Raw genomic sequence first — 15,311 nt, 5'->3', positions numbered from 1 at the left:
CCCGACTCCTAGACAGCGACGGCGGGCGCGCCACGCCCGTTGCCGCGCATGGCTTCATTGGCCGGCAAGCGCTCACTGCGCTGTGGCTGGCGATCGAGATCGCGGCTGACCAGGCGCTGCACGCCAGCCGCGGCGTCGGCCAGGCCCTGGCGGTAACCGGTGATCGAACGCGCGAAGACGTTGTAGATCACCACCGCCGGAATGGCGGCGATCAGGCCGACCGCGGTCGCGAGAAGCGCTTCGGCGATGCCGGGAGCGACGACAGCGAGGTTGGTCGTCTGCGATTCCGAGATGCCGATGAACGAGTTCATGATGCCCCAGACGGTGCCGAACAGGCCGACGAAGGGTGCCGTCGCGCCGATCGTGGCGAGCACGCCGGTGCCGCGGCTGAGGCGGCGGCCTGCCTGCGCCTGAATGCGCATCAGCCTCGACTCGACGCGCTCCTTGATGCCGGAGGCGTCGGCATGGCCGAATTCGTGGCCCGACATTTCGAACTCGTCGACGGCGGCGCGAACAAGCACGCCGCCGATGCCGGCGCGGTCGCCGAGCGTCTGCGAGGCGTCGGCGAGCCTGCGGGCGTGCAGGATACCGCGCAGCGCCTTCTTCAGCCGCGCCTTGCTTGCGGCGATCTCGAGTGATTTGGCCAGCCACACGGTCCAGGTGATCAGCGAGGCGAAGGCAAGGCCGATCATCACGCCTTTGACCACCCAGTCGGCGGCCATGAACATGCCCCAGGGCGAGAGGTCGTGCGGCAACAGGCTCTTGGGAACGTCCGTGCCGGCAGGTGCACCGACGGTCGTGTCGATCGGCGCGGACACAGCAGGCTGCCCGGTTGCAGGCGCCGTGGCCGCCGGTGCGACCGTCGGCTCACCGGCAGCCTGGTCCGGTTGTGGTGCGACGTTGGCGCCCGGCTGCGGCAGGGCGTTGATACGTGGCTGCGTTGCTTCGGCTGCGAGGGCGGCCGCATTGGGAGCATCGCCGGGCGCTGCTGGCTGGGCGGTCGGCGTGGCGACGGCTGCCGTCGGATTTGCTGGAGCTGTTGGAGCGCTCGTTGCGGGTGCCGTGGGCTCCACCTCAGCCGGCGCGGTCTGCTGGGCGAAAGCCGCGCCCGCGCTCAGCGTGATGTACAGCGCCGCTGCCATGATGCGTCCGGACCGATACTGAGCTTGCGACCCGAAAGCCGTCCCGGTGCTTGTGATGCCCCAGATGCTTCTCATGTCCGCAGTCTCCGATCGCACGCAAATGACTCAAAGGCAGGTGTCGTGCCGGGCCTCTAACATTGTTGACTTCTTTAATCAAGAAAAGCGCCCAAGAAACATGAGAATGACACACCAGAATTCATGCGTCGAGGACGAGGCGCGATCGAAAGGGCTGAGGCGCAGGGAAATCGGAGGCTCGGCTGACCGCCTTCGACGTTCGCACGAGCGCGCTGCGGCTTATCAATAAAGTTGGCGATAACCCATTTCTGGCCAGCGCCGAGGGCCGTTCGTAAGGTCCGGTCCATCGCAGGGCCCCGAGGCCCAGACAACAAGATCAGCATTGGCCGGCTAAAGGAGCGCTCCGATGGACATCCGCTCGAGCGATTTCACGCGACCGACACTCGAGCACCAGGGCACCACGCCGGTGTGGTGGCTGGTGCCGCCGCGCGCGATGCGGGACGCGACGCTGGGCGGCCATCTCGAACTGATCAGCGAGTTCGAGATCCGCGCCGGCGGTGAGGTCAACACCCACCACCACCCCACCTACGAGTTCTATTTCATGCTCTCCGGCCGGGCGCTGATGACCATCGAGGACGAGACCCGCGAGATCGGCCCCGGCGACCTGGTCACGATTCCGCCCAATGCGCGGCACTCGATCAAGCCGGCGCACGAGCATAACGGCATCCGGGCGCTGGCCATGGCCTTCGGCGTCAAGGATGCGCCCGTCGTCGACTATTCGACCGACCCGGAAAGCTACTGACCCCTTTCATCCAGGCTGCGACCACGACAATGACCATCACCCTCTATGCCGGGCTCGCCGGCGACACCGATCCCGGCCGCTTCATGAGCTCAGGCCTGCTGCGCAGCCGCGATGGCGGCGCCTGGGAGCGGATCGAGAAAGGCTTTCCCGCCGTACCGCAGACATTCGCCCTGCTCGCCGATCCCAGACGTCCGGGCGAAGTGTTCGCCGCCGCGCAGGACGGCATCTTCCGCAGCACGAACTATGGCGACAGCTGGTCCCGGCTCGACGCGCCGAAGCCGGAGTTCGCAGTGTGGTCGCTGACCCGTCATCCGCATGAGCCGGACACGCTGTTTGCCGGCTACGAGCCGCCGGCGATCTTCAAGTCGACCGACAATGGCCGCAGCTGGCGTAGCCTCGACGTCTCGGTCGGCTACCCCGACATCACGGCCGGCATGCCAAGGCGCATCACCCGCATTGCCGTCGACCCCACCAATGCGGACAGGATCTACGCCAGCATCGAGATCGGCGGCCTGATCATGTCGGAGGACGGCGGCCGCAGCTGGCGCCAGGCGCTCGACGGGCTCTATGTCGTCGAGGATGCCGTCGACCTGCATTCGGTGCTTGTTGATGCCGAGGGCAAGGTGTCGGTGACGACACGTGTCGGCGCTTTCCAGAGCCGCGATCACGGCCGCCGCTGGCGCAAGCTGCCGGTGCCGGCACTGCGCGAAAAGGGCTCCTATTGCCGCGTCCTCGGCCAGGGCCCGGCTGACACGATCTATCTCGGCGCCGGCAACGATTTCGATGGCGACCTGGGCGACTTCTTCCGTTCTACAGATGGCGGCGCGAGCTTCCAGCGCCTTGATCTCGGCGCGCCCCTGAAGAGCACCGTCTTTGCCATGGCTGTCGACCCGACCGACCCGAAGCGGCTCGTCTGCTCGGACAAGTTCGGCCAGGTTTTCCTGAGCGACGATGCCGGCGACAGCTGGCGTGCGCATCCGCTTCCCCGTGGCATCGGCCATGTCTTTTCCATCGCCATCGGCTGAGGGGCGCATCATGGCCAATCCGTTCAAGCAACGCCTTCTGCGGGACGAACCCGTCGTCGTCCTCAACCCCGACCATCCCTCGCCGGCATTGACCGAGTTCCTCGGCCGGCTTGGGATCGACGGCGTGTTCATCGATTGCGAGCATGGCACGGCCTCGATCCAGACCGTACAGGACATGTGCCGCGCGGCGCGTGCCGCCGGCCTGCAGTCCATCGTCCGGCCGGAAGCCAATCTCGACCATCTGCTCACGCGTTACCTCGACGCCGGCGCCGGCGGCCTGATCGTGCCGCATGTCGACGATGCCGACGGCGCCCGCAGCATCGTCGCGGCGGTCCGCCGGGCCCGACCGCAGAACCATGAGGATACCGTCGTGGTGGCGATGATCGAGTCGCTCGAGGCGGTCGCCAACCTCGATGCCATCGTCGCCGTCGAAGGCGTCGACGCGTTCTTCATGGGCCCCAACGACCTGTCGCATTCGATGGGCCTGAACGGCCAGACCCACCATCCCGACGTCAAGCGCCTCGTCCTCGATTGCGCCGCCAAAATCCGCGCCGCAGGCAAGGTGCCGGGAACGCTGGTGACGCGCGACACGGTCGCCGCCTTCGTCCGCGGCGGCTGCCGCTTCCTCTACGAGCATGCCAACAATTTCCTGGTCACCGGAGCCAACGACTTCCGGCACATAATGAAAGAGAGCAACACATGAGCAAGATTGAACGGCTGCGCCAGGGCGAGCGCATGTCGCAGATCGTCATCCACGGCGACACGGTCTATCTCGCCGGCCAGACGGCCACCGATCCGGTGCCGTCCGTCGCCGAGCAGACACGGCAGATCCTCGCCAAGATCGACACCTATCTCACTGAGGCCGGCACCGACAAGTCGAAGATCCTGTCGGCCAACATCTGGCTTACCGACGTGGCCACCTTCGAGGAGATGAACGCGGTCTGGGACGCCTGGGTCGCCAAAGGCAACACGCCGGCGCGCGCCACCGTCGGATCGCCGCTGGCGCGGCCGAAGAACCTGGTCGAAATCGCCGTCATCGCGGCGCGTTGAGCGCCGCGCCAAACCTCAACTGAAAACCCGGTCCGAACCGGCAAGCGCTTGCTCGACCTGTCGAGCGGGAATGCCGGCCTGCGGCCAGAGAAAACGGAAGAACTGCCATGTCACGTCAATTGGGAGTGGGGCTCTACGGGGCCGGAAATATTGTCCACGACGGCCATGCGCCGGCCGTTGCGGCTGGTGTCTCGACCAGGCTCGCCGCGGTTTGCGACATCGATGAGGCGCGCGCCCGGACGCTGGCCGACGCCTATGGCGGCGCCAACATCTACACCAGCCTGGACAAGATGCTCGCCGATCCGTCCGTCGACATCGTCATCATGGCCACGCCCAACAACCTGCATCGCCGCGACTTCGAGGCCTGCGCCCGTGCCGGCAAGCATGTGCTGTGCGAGAAGCCGCTGGCCGTCACCTATCCCGACGCGATCGCTATGGCCAGGATCGCCGAGGAGCACAAGATCGTGCTCAAGACCGGCTTCAACCAGCGCTACCTCAATCAGATTCGCATGGCCAAACTCGCCATTGAGGCCGGTCTGATCGGCGAAGTGTTCTCCTTCCGCACCGTGTTCTCGGCGAAATGGGACAACTGGGTCGACGGCTCCAACTTCCGCTGGGATCTCGAACGGTCGGGCGGCGCCACCACCAACGACAACCTGATCCACCGCTTCGACATGCTGCGTTACCTGCTCGATGACGACTATGCCGAAGTCGTGGCCGATGTCAGCCACTGCGTCATCCCGCCGGTCGTCGACGACAACGTCCATCTGATGGTCCGCACCAACAAGGGCGCGCGCGGCTCCTTCATCGCCGACCGCTATTCGCCGGTGCTCGGCGATGCCACCGAACTCTACGGCACCAAGGGCTCGCTGTCGTTCTGGACCAATGCCGGCTCGCCCTTCTTCGACGTGCCGCTCGCCATCAACACCACGGTGCCGATGAACGAGTTGCCGGAACCGATCAGCAAGGCCGTCTACCCCACTGCGCGCTCCAAGCAGAACCGCCATGCCTGGGACGGCTGGCTGTCGATCTGGCCGCCGCGCAACGAATGGGACACCTATGCCGAGCAACTCGCCGGCATGGCTGAGGAAATCCTCTCCGGCACACGCGACGGCATCGGCGCCACCGGCTTCGACGGCGCCCGCGCCACCGAGCTGGTCCATGCCGCCTACAGCTCGCAGATTGCCCGCGCCTGGGTGTCGCTGCCTTTGGCCGACGACGCGCCCTTCGCATTTCCCGATTTCGAGGGCCACGGCTACGATGCCAAGGCGGGCCGGTCATGATCAGCGCCGGCTTCTACAGCACCTTCCTGCACCAGCTGCCCGTCACTGAGTTGGCGGGCAAGCTGTCGCAGGCCGGCTACAGCTCGGTCGAGCTCAATGGCGACCTGTGGAGCAACGGCTTCGTGCCGCATGTGACGCCGGCACTCGATGCGGCAGGCCGGGCCGAGGTCGCCCGCGCCATTTCGGCTGCCGGCATGAACATCTCGGCACTGAGCGCCTGCCTGCATCTCGCCAAGGAGAAACAGGAGGAACGCCGCGCCGGCATCGACTATCTCAAGGCATCGGTAGACCTGGCGCGCGACATCGGCGCGCCTATGGTCTGGGTCTTTACCGGCCGCGCCTTCGGCGGCATCGACATCGCGACGGCGCGAAAGTACCTGGCCGCCGCCCTGGAGGAGGTCTGCGACCACGCCAGGGATCGCGGCGTCAAGTTCGGCATCGAAGGCTGCTCGATGCACATCGTCGCCAAGGCCGACGAATATCTCGACCTGTTCAAGGCGATCCCCGGCTCTGATGTCCGCGTCGCTTTCGATCCGACCCATTTCCAGCTGCGCGGCGAGGATCCGGTCAGGGCGGCGGAGCTGCTGTTCGACCGCATCAGCAATCTCCACGTCAAGGATTCGGTCGGCCTCTATCCCGACTTCAAATGCGTGCCGCTCGGCACCGGCGAGGTCGACCTGAAGGCCGTCACCGACACCTTGCGGCGCCTTGGCTACGCCGGTTCCGCCTCGGTCGAATATGAATCGCACCTGTTCGGCTGGGAGATCCCGGCTGACGACGTCATCCGCGACAGCCGCGCCTTCCTGCGCGTGCTCGGCATCTGAACGGAGACGCCCATGTCGCGCTCGCCTATCGGGCCGTTCAAGGAGTTCGACGATTACGACGCGCTTGGCCTTGCCGATCTGGTGCGCCGCCGCGAGGTCAGCTCCCGCGAACTTCTGGAGACGTCGATCGCCCGCATCGAAGCGCTCGACGGGGTGCTGAATGCCGTCGTCATCCGCTGTTTCGAAAAGGCGCTCGCCCTTGCCGAGACCGCGCCGCCCGCCGGACCCTTTGCCGGCGTGCCCTATCTGGCCAAGGACCTGCATACCTCATGGGCCGGCATTCCCTCGACAAACAGCATCTCGTCCGTCGCCGGCACTGTTTCCCAGTCGGATTCGCTGATCACCCAGCGGACCAAGAACGCCGGCTTCATCCTGCTCGGCAAGACCAACACGCCGGAATGGGGCTGGTCGCTGACGACAGAGTCGCCGATGCATGGCCCGGCGCGAAACCCCTGGGCCTTCGACAGGACACCGGGCGGTTCGAGCGGCGGGGCGGCAGTGGCGGTCGCGGCGGGATATCTTCCGCTCGCCGACGCCGGCGACGGCGCCGGTTCCACCCGTGTACCGGCGGCGATCAACGGGCTGGTCGGCCTCAAGCCGTCGCGCGGCCGGATTTCGCCGGGACCCGAGGCGGCCGACTTCTGGTTCGGCGGCGGACAGTCCTCATGCGTGTCGAAAACGGTGCGCGACACAGCGGCCATGCTCGACGCCTTGCAGGGCGGTTATCCGGGTGAGCCCTATTACATCAGGGAGCGCCCGTCGTTCCTCGACAGCACTGCGCCCTCCAATCGGCGTCTGCGCATCGGCTTCAGCCTCAACAACCCACGTGGCGATGCCAACAGCATCGTCGTCGACGAGGCCGTCTGCGATGCGGCGCGGCTCTGTGGCGCGCTCGGGCACGAGGTCGAACCGTTCGATTTCGACTATGATTTCGAGAGCCTGTGGCGTGCCTATACCGGCATGATCCGGGTCCAGACCGCGGCTCAGTTTGACGATCATGCCCGGGCGCGGGGTGTTCCCAACAAGCCGTCCGACATGTCGGCGACGATCTGGACGACGATCGAACACGGTCGGGCGACCAGCGCCATCCAGCACAGCCGCGACATCGAGGCGATGCGCCGGCATTCCCGCCACATCGCCACGCTGACCTCGCGCTACGACGTCGTGCTGCTGCCGGTCCTGCCGCAGGGTACCCGCCCGCTCGGCTATTACGACATGTCCAAGGACATCGACGCCTATGACGCCTCGGCGATGGGCGAGGACACGGTCTACATGATGCCGTTCAATGTCTCGGGACAGCCGGCACTGTCGCTGCCGCTCGGCATGGACCGTTCGGGCCTGCCACTCGGCGTCCAGCTTGTCGCCCCACCGGCCGGTGAAGCCGCGTTGATCGAGCTCGCGGCATCACTTGAACGGGCCCGCCCCTGGTATGATCGGCGCGCGCCGTTCCATGCCGCCAACGGGGTCGGCGGCAGGTTCTGAAGTCAGTGCCGGACGCCGTTCGCCATGTGATGGGCGAACGGCCGGTCGAAATGCGCCGCGCACAATTTGCCCAGGCGCTCGAGGTCCTGGTCCTCCAGCGCCTTCACCATCTCGTCATGTTCGGCGAGCGACGGCTCGACGAGGGTGTCGGCCATCAGGCTCGCGGCATCGATGCTGCGCATGCCGGCATCACAATCATGGATCGAGCGGGCAATGAACTCGTTGCCGGTCGCTTCGAGCAACAGATCGTGGAAGGCGCGGTCCTGGACATAAGCCAGCTCGAGATCGCCGACCGAAATCGCCGAGCGATGGATCTGCCTTGCATGTTCGAGTTTGTTCATCAGCACCGGCGACACCGGCAGGCGAATGCGCTGCACGGCGGCGGCGATCAAGAGCTGGCGCACGTCGTGCAGCTTGACCAGGTCGTCCGGTGACAGGTGGCGCACCACCGCACCGCGATAGGGTTCGAGCTTGACCAGCCCGGTGCGTGCCAGTTCCTGCAGCACGGCACGTGCGACGTGGCGCTTGACGCCGAGGCCGTAGACCAGCTCGTCCTCCATGATCCGCTCCTTGGGCAGGATGCGGCCGAGCACGATATCGCGCTCGATCTTCTTGGCGACATTGCCGACGATCTCGGACGAGCGCGTCGTACCCGACTGGCGGGCCCGCGCGCCAAGCGGCTTGAGCAGTTCCTCCAGCTTGCGTGCGGTTTCGGCCAGGTCGATCGCCGAAGGCCGGCGACGCATGCGCTCGGCGCGGTGCAGACGCTCGACCGCATTCTCCGACAACGGCATCGCGGCATCGGCGACACGCTGCATCTCGTCCATGTCGCCGCTGCCGTGCAGGATGACGTCGCAGCCGGCCTCCTGCGTCGCGCTGACCTGGGCATCGATCGGATGGGTGCGGCTGATGTCCGAGACATCGTCGCTCATCAGCACGCCGTCGAAGCGGATCATGCCGCGGATGATCTCATCGATGACGGTGCGCGAGGCGGTAGCCGGCGCGTCGCGGTCGATGGCCCGGTAGATGACGTGGGCTGCCATGGCGCAGGGCATGTCCTGCAGCGAGCGGAACGGCACGAAGTCGGCCGACTGCATCTCGTCGAGCGAGGCGTTGACCACCAGCAGCGCCTCCGACTTGTCCTGCCGGGCGCGGCCATGGCCGAGAATATGCTTGATGACGGGCAGCACACCGCCGGCCAGCAGCCCCTCGCAGGTGGCGCGGCCGAGAATGCTCGCCATTTCAGGCGTGTCTCCCAGCGCCCGGTCGCCGATCACCAGGTCGCCCTTGCCGATCGGCAGGTCGAGCACAGGCGCGATGTTGATGTCGATACCGAGGTCGAACAGTTCGGCCGCGACGAGGCGTGCGTTGAGGCGCACGGCATCGAGTGCCCGCTTGACGTCGGTGCGGGCGATCTGGGCGAACAGCGAGGCCGGCGGGGGCGCGCGCCAGTGCGGTGGCGCCAGCCTGGCGACGCGGCCGCCCTCCTGGTCGATCAGCACGCGCACGTCGCTGCGGCCAACGCTTTCGCGCAGTTCCGCCACCAAAGTGCGCAGTTGTGCAGGGTCGGCGCAATTGCGCTTGTGCAGGATGAAGCCCCAGGGCTGGGCGGCGCGGAAGAAGCTGCGTTCGGCAGCGTTCAGGCTGGTGCCCGCGCAGCCGAACACCACGGCCTTCGGTTGGGTTCGGTCAATTGTCAGCGGCATGGTCATCACACTCTCGGCGGACTGCACAAGACCGACTTGTCGCCACCACGGCCATCAACTTGGCAGAAAAGCTGTCGGCGCGGAAGCCGTCAGCGCCCGTGCCCACCGCCTGCCGGTCACGACGGCTCCTGCCGCTGGCGCCCGAAGACCACCGTGACGACCATGGCGACAAGCACGATCCAGATCGTCGAGATCACTGCGGCCTGAGGGTCGACGCGGTCGCGCAGGCCGAGGAACATCACCTTGGTCAGCGTCGTGTTGGCGCCGCCACCGACGAACATCGACACGATCACTTCGTCGAGCGATGTCAGGAAGGACAGCAACGCCGCCGACAGCAAGGGAAAACGCATCTGCGGGATGACGACAGAAATCATCGTCCGCCACCAGCCGGCGCCAAGGCTGCGCGAGGCCTTCTCCTGGGTGAAATCGAAGCGGGCAAAGCCGGCGGACAGGATGACATAGGCGGTCGGAATGGCGATCACCGTATGCCCGAGCCAAAGGCCCGGGAACGAGCCGACGAGATGCAGGCGGGCCAGCACGAAGAACAGGCCGATGGCGACGAGGATCGGCGGCACGGTGGCCGGCATCAGGAGAACGCCATAGAGCGGCAGCCTGGCCCAGCCGAGCGAACGCGTGGTGGCGTAGGCCGCGGCAAAGGCGATCGGCACGGCAACCGCGGCGGTGACGGTGGCCAGCAGCAGGCTGGTCTTGGTCGCCGGCATCCACAGGTCGGACTGCCAGTACTGCTGCCACCAGCGCAGCGAAAATTCGGTCGGCGGGAACTGCAGCAGTTCGGAGGCCGAGAACGACATCGGCACCACGATCAGTGAAGGTGCCAACAGGAAGGTCGCCACCAGCGCGGTGAAAATGCCGATCGCCAGGCGCAGCGGCCAGGAGACGTCGAAACCGTCAAACATTGGCGCTGCCTCCGAGGGCCTTGATGCTGCGGCGAAGCAGGAACGTGACGAGGAACACCAGCCCGACGGACAACAGCAAGAGCACGCCGAGCGCGCTTGCCGCCGGCCAGTCGGACAGCACCGAGACGTTCTGTTCGATGCGGGTCGAAATCATCGGCACGCGGCCGCCGCCGAGGATGGCGGGGGTGACGTAGAAACCGAGGCTGAGGACGAACACCAGCACAGCACCGGCGAAGATGCCGTTGGCGGCCAGCGGCAGGATCACCGCCCGCAGGGTCAGGAGCTTGCTGGCGCCGAGGCTGGCTGCGGCGCGAATGATGTTGTGGTCGATTTGCTTGATCGCGGCATAGACCGGCAGGATGAACAGCGGCAGCATCACATGGGTCATGCCGACGATGGTGCCGAAGAAGTTGTTGATCAGCGGCAGCGGCTCCGAGACCAGCCCGGTGTCGATCAGGAAGCTATTGACCAGGCCGTTGCGCTGCAACAGCACCGAGAGCGCGTAGGTGCGGACCAGAAGCGCCGTCCAGAACGGCAACATCACCACGAGCAGCAGGATCGAAGCGAGCCGCTGGCCGGCGCTGGCCATGACCAGCGCGAATGGCGTGCCCAGGAGCATGCAGGTCAGCACCGTCATGCCGCTGACCTGGAAGGTGGTCAGTACCGAGCGCGTATAGACCGGAGTGCTCAGGATCCTGAGATAGGTGTCGAGCGACACAGAGCCGTCGGGCCGGGCGATCGATATCCAGAACATCGCCGCCAGCGGCACGACGATGGCGATGGTGACCAGCAGCACCGCCGGCAGCGCCAGACCGAAGAGGCCGATCTGCGCCAATTTGCGGTCCCGCCGCAAGAGGGCTGAGTTGTCGAAGGCGCCGTCTGCCGCCGGCAAGGTCATAGCCGGCGCGCTCATGCGTCGATCACCGGGATCAGCGCATCGCGCCGCACATGCAGCTTGAGCGGCGCACCTTCGGCCAGCGCCTCGAGGTTGAAATTCGCCGCCTCGGCAGCGGCGATGCGCGCCGAGACGGCTCCGCCGTTCGCCAGATCGACGGAGATGAGCCAGCTGTCGCCCTGGAACACCGAGCGCGTCAGCGTGCCGCTGAGTGATACATGGTCGTGGCCGCTGGCATCGGAAAGCGACAGTCTTTCGGCGCGGATCATCAGCTTGCGGCCAGCACCAGTGGCATCCCGCTCCGGGGCAACGAAGCTTTCCACCGCATCGAGTTCGAGAATGTTGGCCTCGCCGAGGAACTCGGCGACAAAGCGCGACGTCGGCCGATGATACAACGAAGCCGGTGTTCCGAGCTGGCGGATGACACCGTCGCGCATCACGGCAATGCGATCCGACATCGTCAGCGCCTCGCGCTGGTCGTGCGTGACATAGACGGTGGTCAGCCCTAACCGGTCGTGCAGCTTCCGAATCTCATACTGCATCTGCTCGCGCAGGTTCTTGTCGAGCGCCGACAGCGGCTCGTCCATCAGCATCAGTCGGGGTTCGAACACCACGGCGCGGGCGAGCGCCACACGCTGCTTCTGCCCGCCGGACAGCGTGGCGATGTCACGTTCGGCCATGTTGGCGAGATCGACGATGTCGAGCGCCTTTCTGGCACGTTCGGCAGCCTCTGCGCGGCCGATGCCGCGGACGCGCAGGGGAAACATGACGTTGGCAGCAACATTCATGTGCGGAAACAGGGCGTAGTTCTGGAACACCACGCCGATGCCGCGCTTGTTGGCGGGCAGGCGGACAAGGTCGCGTCCATCGACGGAAATCTGTCCGCGATCAGGCCTGACGAACCCGGCAAGCGCCATCAGAAGCGTGGTCTTGCCGGAGCCCGAGGGGCCGAGAATGCTCAGGAATTCGCCGCGCCCGACGTCGAGGCCGACGTCGTTGAGGGCGCGGAAGGATCCGTAGGCTTTCGAAAGATTGCGGATTTCGATGAACGCAGCACTTGTCATGTCGCTTGAGCCGACCTGTTCCTGCCGCGCTCAGCGCGACATCATTTCCTGGAAGCCGAGCTGGGCTTCGCCGACATGTTCGACCCACCATTCATTGCGTTGGGCAAGCTGGTGCGCGGCGTTGTCGGGATAGGTCGGCAGCTTCTTCGAGGCGTCGTCGGGGATGAGGCCGGTCTCGTAGGCACGCTTGTTGGCCGCGCCATACTTCACCCCGACCGAAAACTTGGCCTGGGCTTCCGGCTTGGACATCTCGTTGATCATCTTCATCGCTTCGGCGGCATGCGGGGCTCCGACCGGCACCGCCCAGCAATCCATGCTCATGACGCCCTGGTTGAAGGTGTAGTCGATCTTGGCCCCGTCCTTCTTGGCGGCTTCGAAACGGGCGTTCCAGCCCACCGACATGTCCACTTCCTTGTCCTTCATCAGCTGCGCGTGCTGGGCACCCGAATTCCACCACACCGCGATGTGCGGACGCAACTGCTCGATCTTGTCGAGCGCGCGCTGCATGCCGCCCTCAGATCCCAGCACCTCGTAGACCTTGTCCATCGGCACGCCGTCGGCAAGCAACGCGATCTCGAGTTGCGCCTCGGCGTCGTTGCGCATGGCGCGGCGGCCCGGGAACTTCTCGACGTCCCAGAAGTCGGCCCAGCTCTGCGGCGCCTGGTCCTTGTAGGCGTCGGTATTCCAGGCCATGACCCAGGAGAAGATCAGCGCCGAGATGCAGTATTTCTGCGCCGTGCCTTCGATGAAGTCCTTGGAGTCGATGACGCTGTAGTCGAGCGGCATGAACAGGCCCTCGCGGCCGCCCTTTTCAGCCTGGAAGGCGTTGGTCTGTACGAGGTCGAAGCTCACCGCATTGGCCGCCGCCTGCAGCTTCACCGAGGCATAGGCGTCGTTGATGGTTTCCTCGCGCACGGTGTTGCCGAGCGTCTTGGCCGCCGGTCCCCACAGGGTCTCGCGGCCGACCTCCTGGATCACGCCGCCGCCGACGGCGACCGTCATCTCAGCCGCCTGGGCGGCCTGGCCTGCAATGCCCCACGCGGCAAGCAGCGCACAGGCAGAAAGAGAGTTCCTCACATTTTTCCGGATCATGGTAATTCCCCACGGGGCTGGTTTTCGTCCAGCAGTTTTCTTTTCCCTGAACAGCACTGGAAGGCTTGGTTTGCCCGGTGTTCAGCGCCCTTGGCTATGTCGCCAGGGCCAGGTCCAGAATTACCGTAGGGCATGTTGGGCAGGTATCCGCGATTTATCGATCCGCTTATCGATAATTTTGTTCTCGCTATTTCCCAAGTCTCGCCGGCGGCGCTTCGCAAGCGCCGCGGGCCCGTCACGCCGATGAGGCTCACCGGGGAAGGCTGCGCCGGTCCATCTTGTCGCGACAAGCCAAGGTTAGGGGGCGAAGCCATCGCCAGGCTTGCGAGGCCTGCAAGCCGATGTTCCCGCCATAGTTGAGCCGAGGTCTGGTTGCACCAAGAGGGGCGGAAGCCATCGGGTCAGTCATTTCGGTGGTGGCCCGGAGGCGGCATAGGTCACACCGGACCTCGACGAGCCCTCCGCGCCGGCCTGTCCATGGCCAGACCAAAACGTCTGCCCAAGAACTGGTGCATGCTGCGCTAACGAGAACCAGCGTTCATCGTATTGGGGCAAGACCATCGAGCAGATAGTCGAGGCCCTTGCGGAAGGCGCCGTCCCAATCGCTGTCCAGCAACAGGCGGGAGCGTTCGATCGTGGGATAGCGTTCGCTGAGTCCGGCGAGGCGTTGCTGTGCTGCGGCCTGGTCGTCGTCGGTGAGTTCGAAGCTCGCCCGGGTGATGGTCGAGCCCATCACGTGGTTCCACAGTGACCAGATCGCGACGTTCAGATCTGCATCCGCTACACCTGCTTTGGACAAGGCGTTGGCAAGCAATTCCAGGCGACCGAGGATATTCGGGCCGAGTGCCCGGCGCGGCAACAGCGATGCCGACCAGGGATGGCGCAGCATGCTGGCGCGCCAGCCCTCGAGCACATGTACGGCCTCTTGCCGCCACCCCTGGGGTTCGGCCCTGTCGGACGGCGCGCGGTATTCGAGCACCTTGTCGAGCGCAAGGTCGAAAACGTCCTCCTTGTTGTCGACGTGCCAGTAGAGGCTCATCACCCCTGAGCCGAGACGATCGGCCAACCGTCGCATCGTCAGTCCGTCGATGCCTTGGGTGTCCAGCAGCTCCACCGCGGTCGCCACGATGCGTTCCAGAGACAGGGGCGGCTCGCCGCGCGGCTCGCGCGTCGGTCTTGGCGACTTGCCGGGCTGAGGCCGTTTTTTGCCGCTGCGTTTGCCTGCCATCCGTCGTCCCCACTTGCGCCACGATTTCTGAATTCGCTACCGACATTCGTTTTGCAGGCGGACGTCGCAATCGAATGGCCTGAAATCAATAAGTTGCCGTCATCACGGCACGGAGTTCTGCCCGTCGCCTGATTTCCAATTCGAGCGAAAACACCGTTCGTGAGCTTCGACTTTGGCAGTCGACGTCAGGAAAGTCGATGCCCGGCAGTTGACTAGTACAATGTACCATAGGACTAATCGCACGGCCGCCAGTGGCGGGCCGCGGAACCAAAGAGAAAAATCATGTCACGCAAAATCAAGCATCTGCTTGTCGGAGGCCTAATCACCATGACCATGTCACTTCCCACCGCGACGACGGCCAACGAGAGCGATCTCAGGCTGACAATCGTCAACCCCGAGAACCTCTACGACCCGACGCCGAACGGCTACAGCACGGCGGTCATCGTTCCCGCCGGTGCGCGTGTCGCCTACATCTCGGGGCAGGGCGGCCAGGACGCCACCGGCAGCCTGTCGCCCGACTTCTCCGTTCAGGTGAAGCAGGCCTATGCCAATCTGCGTAGCGCTCTCGACGCTCTCGGCGCAAAGCCCGACCAGGTCGCCAAGCTCACCGTCTACGTCGTCGACCACGACATGTCGAAGCTCGGCGTGCTGACGGAGAGCGTCAAGGCGATGTTCGGCAACACGCTACCGGCCCAGACGCTGATCCCCGTCCCCAAACTCGCCGTCGACCCAATGCTGTTCGAGGTCGAGGCTGTCGTCTTGCTGAAATAGTGGTGGTGGCTCGCC

Annotated in this window: 15 protein-coding genes; 8 read left to right on the top strand and 7 right to left on the bottom strand. The window is 65.4% G+C overall.

Features of this window, described 5'->3' with window-relative positions; genetic code table 11:
* Positions 1–8: 8 nt before the first annotated feature.
* A complete protein-coding gene (gene exbB / locus H5P29_RS01165) occupies positions 9–1,142 on the bottom strand; it encodes a tonB-system energizer ExbB (protein ID WP_083948245.1) in 1,134 nt (377 codons plus the stop codon).
* A 421-nt stretch (positions 1,143–1,563) separates the two neighbouring features.
* Between exbB and H5P29_RS01160 the strand changes: the two genes are divergently transcribed.
* The 7 genes from H5P29_RS01160 to H5P29_RS01130 all read left to right on the top strand — a co-directional run bounded on the left by H5P29_RS01160 (position 1,564) and on the right by H5P29_RS01130 (position 7,623).
* Positions 1,564–1,959, top strand: coding sequence for a cupin domain-containing protein (locus H5P29_RS01160; RefSeq protein WP_067954724.1), 396 nt, complete (start codon positions 1,564–1,566; stop codon positions 1,957–1,959).
* Between the two features lie 29 nt (positions 1,960–1,988).
* Positions 1,989–2,984: a hypothetical protein gene (locus tag H5P29_RS01155; protein WP_067954722.1), complete on the top strand. Its 996-nt coding sequence runs from the start codon at positions 1,989–1,991 to the stop codon at positions 2,982–2,984.
* Between the two features lie 10 nt (positions 2,985–2,994).
* Positions 2,995–3,687: an HpcH/HpaI aldolase/citrate lyase family protein gene (locus tag H5P29_RS01150; RefSeq protein WP_067954720.1), complete on the top strand. Its 693-nt coding sequence runs from the start codon at positions 2,995–2,997 to the stop codon at positions 3,685–3,687.
* Positions 3,684–4,034, top strand: a complete 351-nt coding sequence (locus H5P29_RS01145) for a RidA family protein (protein ID WP_067954718.1) — start codon at positions 3,684–3,686, stop codon at positions 4,032–4,034. The genes H5P29_RS01150 and H5P29_RS01145 overlap by 4 nt, the downstream gene beginning before the upstream one ends.
* 107 nt (positions 4,035–4,141) lie before the next feature.
* Positions 4,142–5,317 (top strand): Gfo/Idh/MocA family protein, encoded by a 1,176-nt coding sequence (locus tag H5P29_RS01140; protein WP_083948239.1) that lies wholly within the window; start codon positions 4,142–4,144, stop codon positions 5,315–5,317.
* Positions 5,314–6,141: a sugar phosphate isomerase/epimerase gene (locus tag H5P29_RS01135; RefSeq protein ID WP_067954715.1), complete on the top strand. Its 828-nt coding sequence runs from the start codon at positions 5,314–5,316 to the stop codon at positions 6,139–6,141. Before H5P29_RS01140 ends, H5P29_RS01135 begins: the two co-directional genes overlap by 4 nt.
* Positions 6,142–6,153: 12 nt before the next feature.
* Positions 6,154–7,623 (top strand): amidase, encoded by a 1,470-nt coding sequence (locus H5P29_RS01130; RefSeq protein ID WP_154384604.1) that lies wholly within the window; start codon positions 6,154–6,156, stop codon positions 7,621–7,623.
* Between the two features lie 2 nt (positions 7,624–7,625).
* Here the strand turns inward: H5P29_RS01130 and H5P29_RS01125 are convergent, their stop codons facing one another.
* The 6 genes from H5P29_RS01125 to H5P29_RS01100 all read right to left on the bottom strand — a co-directional run bounded on the left by H5P29_RS01125 (position 7,626) and on the right by H5P29_RS01100 (position 14,525).
* On the bottom strand, positions 7,626–9,335 hold the full coding sequence (locus H5P29_RS01125) for a glycoside hydrolase family 3 N-terminal domain-containing protein (RefSeq protein ID WP_083948237.1): 1,710 nt from the start codon (positions 9,333–9,335) through the stop codon (positions 7,626–7,628).
* A gap of 110 nt (positions 9,336–9,445) precedes the next feature.
* Positions 9,446–10,246 (bottom strand): ABC transporter permease, encoded by an 801-nt coding sequence (locus H5P29_RS01120; protein WP_067954711.1) that lies wholly within the window; start codon positions 10,244–10,246, stop codon positions 9,446–9,448.
* Entirely contained in the window at positions 10,239–11,159 is a 921-nt protein-coding gene (locus tag H5P29_RS01115) for an ABC transporter permease (protein WP_067954708.1), read from the bottom strand. Before H5P29_RS01115 ends, H5P29_RS01120 begins: the two co-directional genes overlap by 8 nt.
* Positions 11,156–12,205 (bottom strand): ABC transporter ATP-binding protein, encoded by a 1,050-nt coding sequence (locus H5P29_RS01110; protein WP_067954706.1) that lies wholly within the window; start codon positions 12,203–12,205, stop codon positions 11,156–11,158. Before H5P29_RS01110 ends, H5P29_RS01115 begins: the two co-directional genes overlap by 4 nt.
* Before the next feature lie 30 nt (positions 12,206–12,235).
* On the bottom strand, positions 12,236–13,297 hold the full coding sequence (locus H5P29_RS01105) for an ABC transporter substrate-binding protein (RefSeq protein WP_154384605.1): 1,062 nt from the start codon (positions 13,295–13,297) through the stop codon (positions 12,236–12,238).
* Between the two features lie 538 nt (positions 13,298–13,835).
* Positions 13,836–14,525, bottom strand: coding sequence for a TetR/AcrR family transcriptional regulator (locus H5P29_RS01100; RefSeq protein WP_154384606.1), 690 nt, complete (start codon positions 14,523–14,525; stop codon positions 13,836–13,838).
* A 282-nt stretch (positions 14,526–14,807) separates the two neighbouring features.
* Between H5P29_RS01100 and H5P29_RS01095 the strand changes: the two genes are divergently transcribed.
* Positions 14,808–15,296: a RidA family protein gene (locus H5P29_RS01095; protein WP_067954698.1), complete on the top strand. Its 489-nt coding sequence runs from the start codon at positions 14,808–14,810 to the stop codon at positions 15,294–15,296.
* The last annotated feature ends 15 nt before the right edge of the window (positions 15,297–15,311 follow it).

This window comes from Aminobacter sp. MDW-2, from assembly GCF_014250155.1.
Lineage (GTDB): Bacteria > Pseudomonadota > Alphaproteobacteria > Rhizobiales > Rhizobiaceae > Aminobacter > Aminobacter ciceronei.
This window is presented reverse-complemented; position numbering and strand designations above follow the sequence as displayed.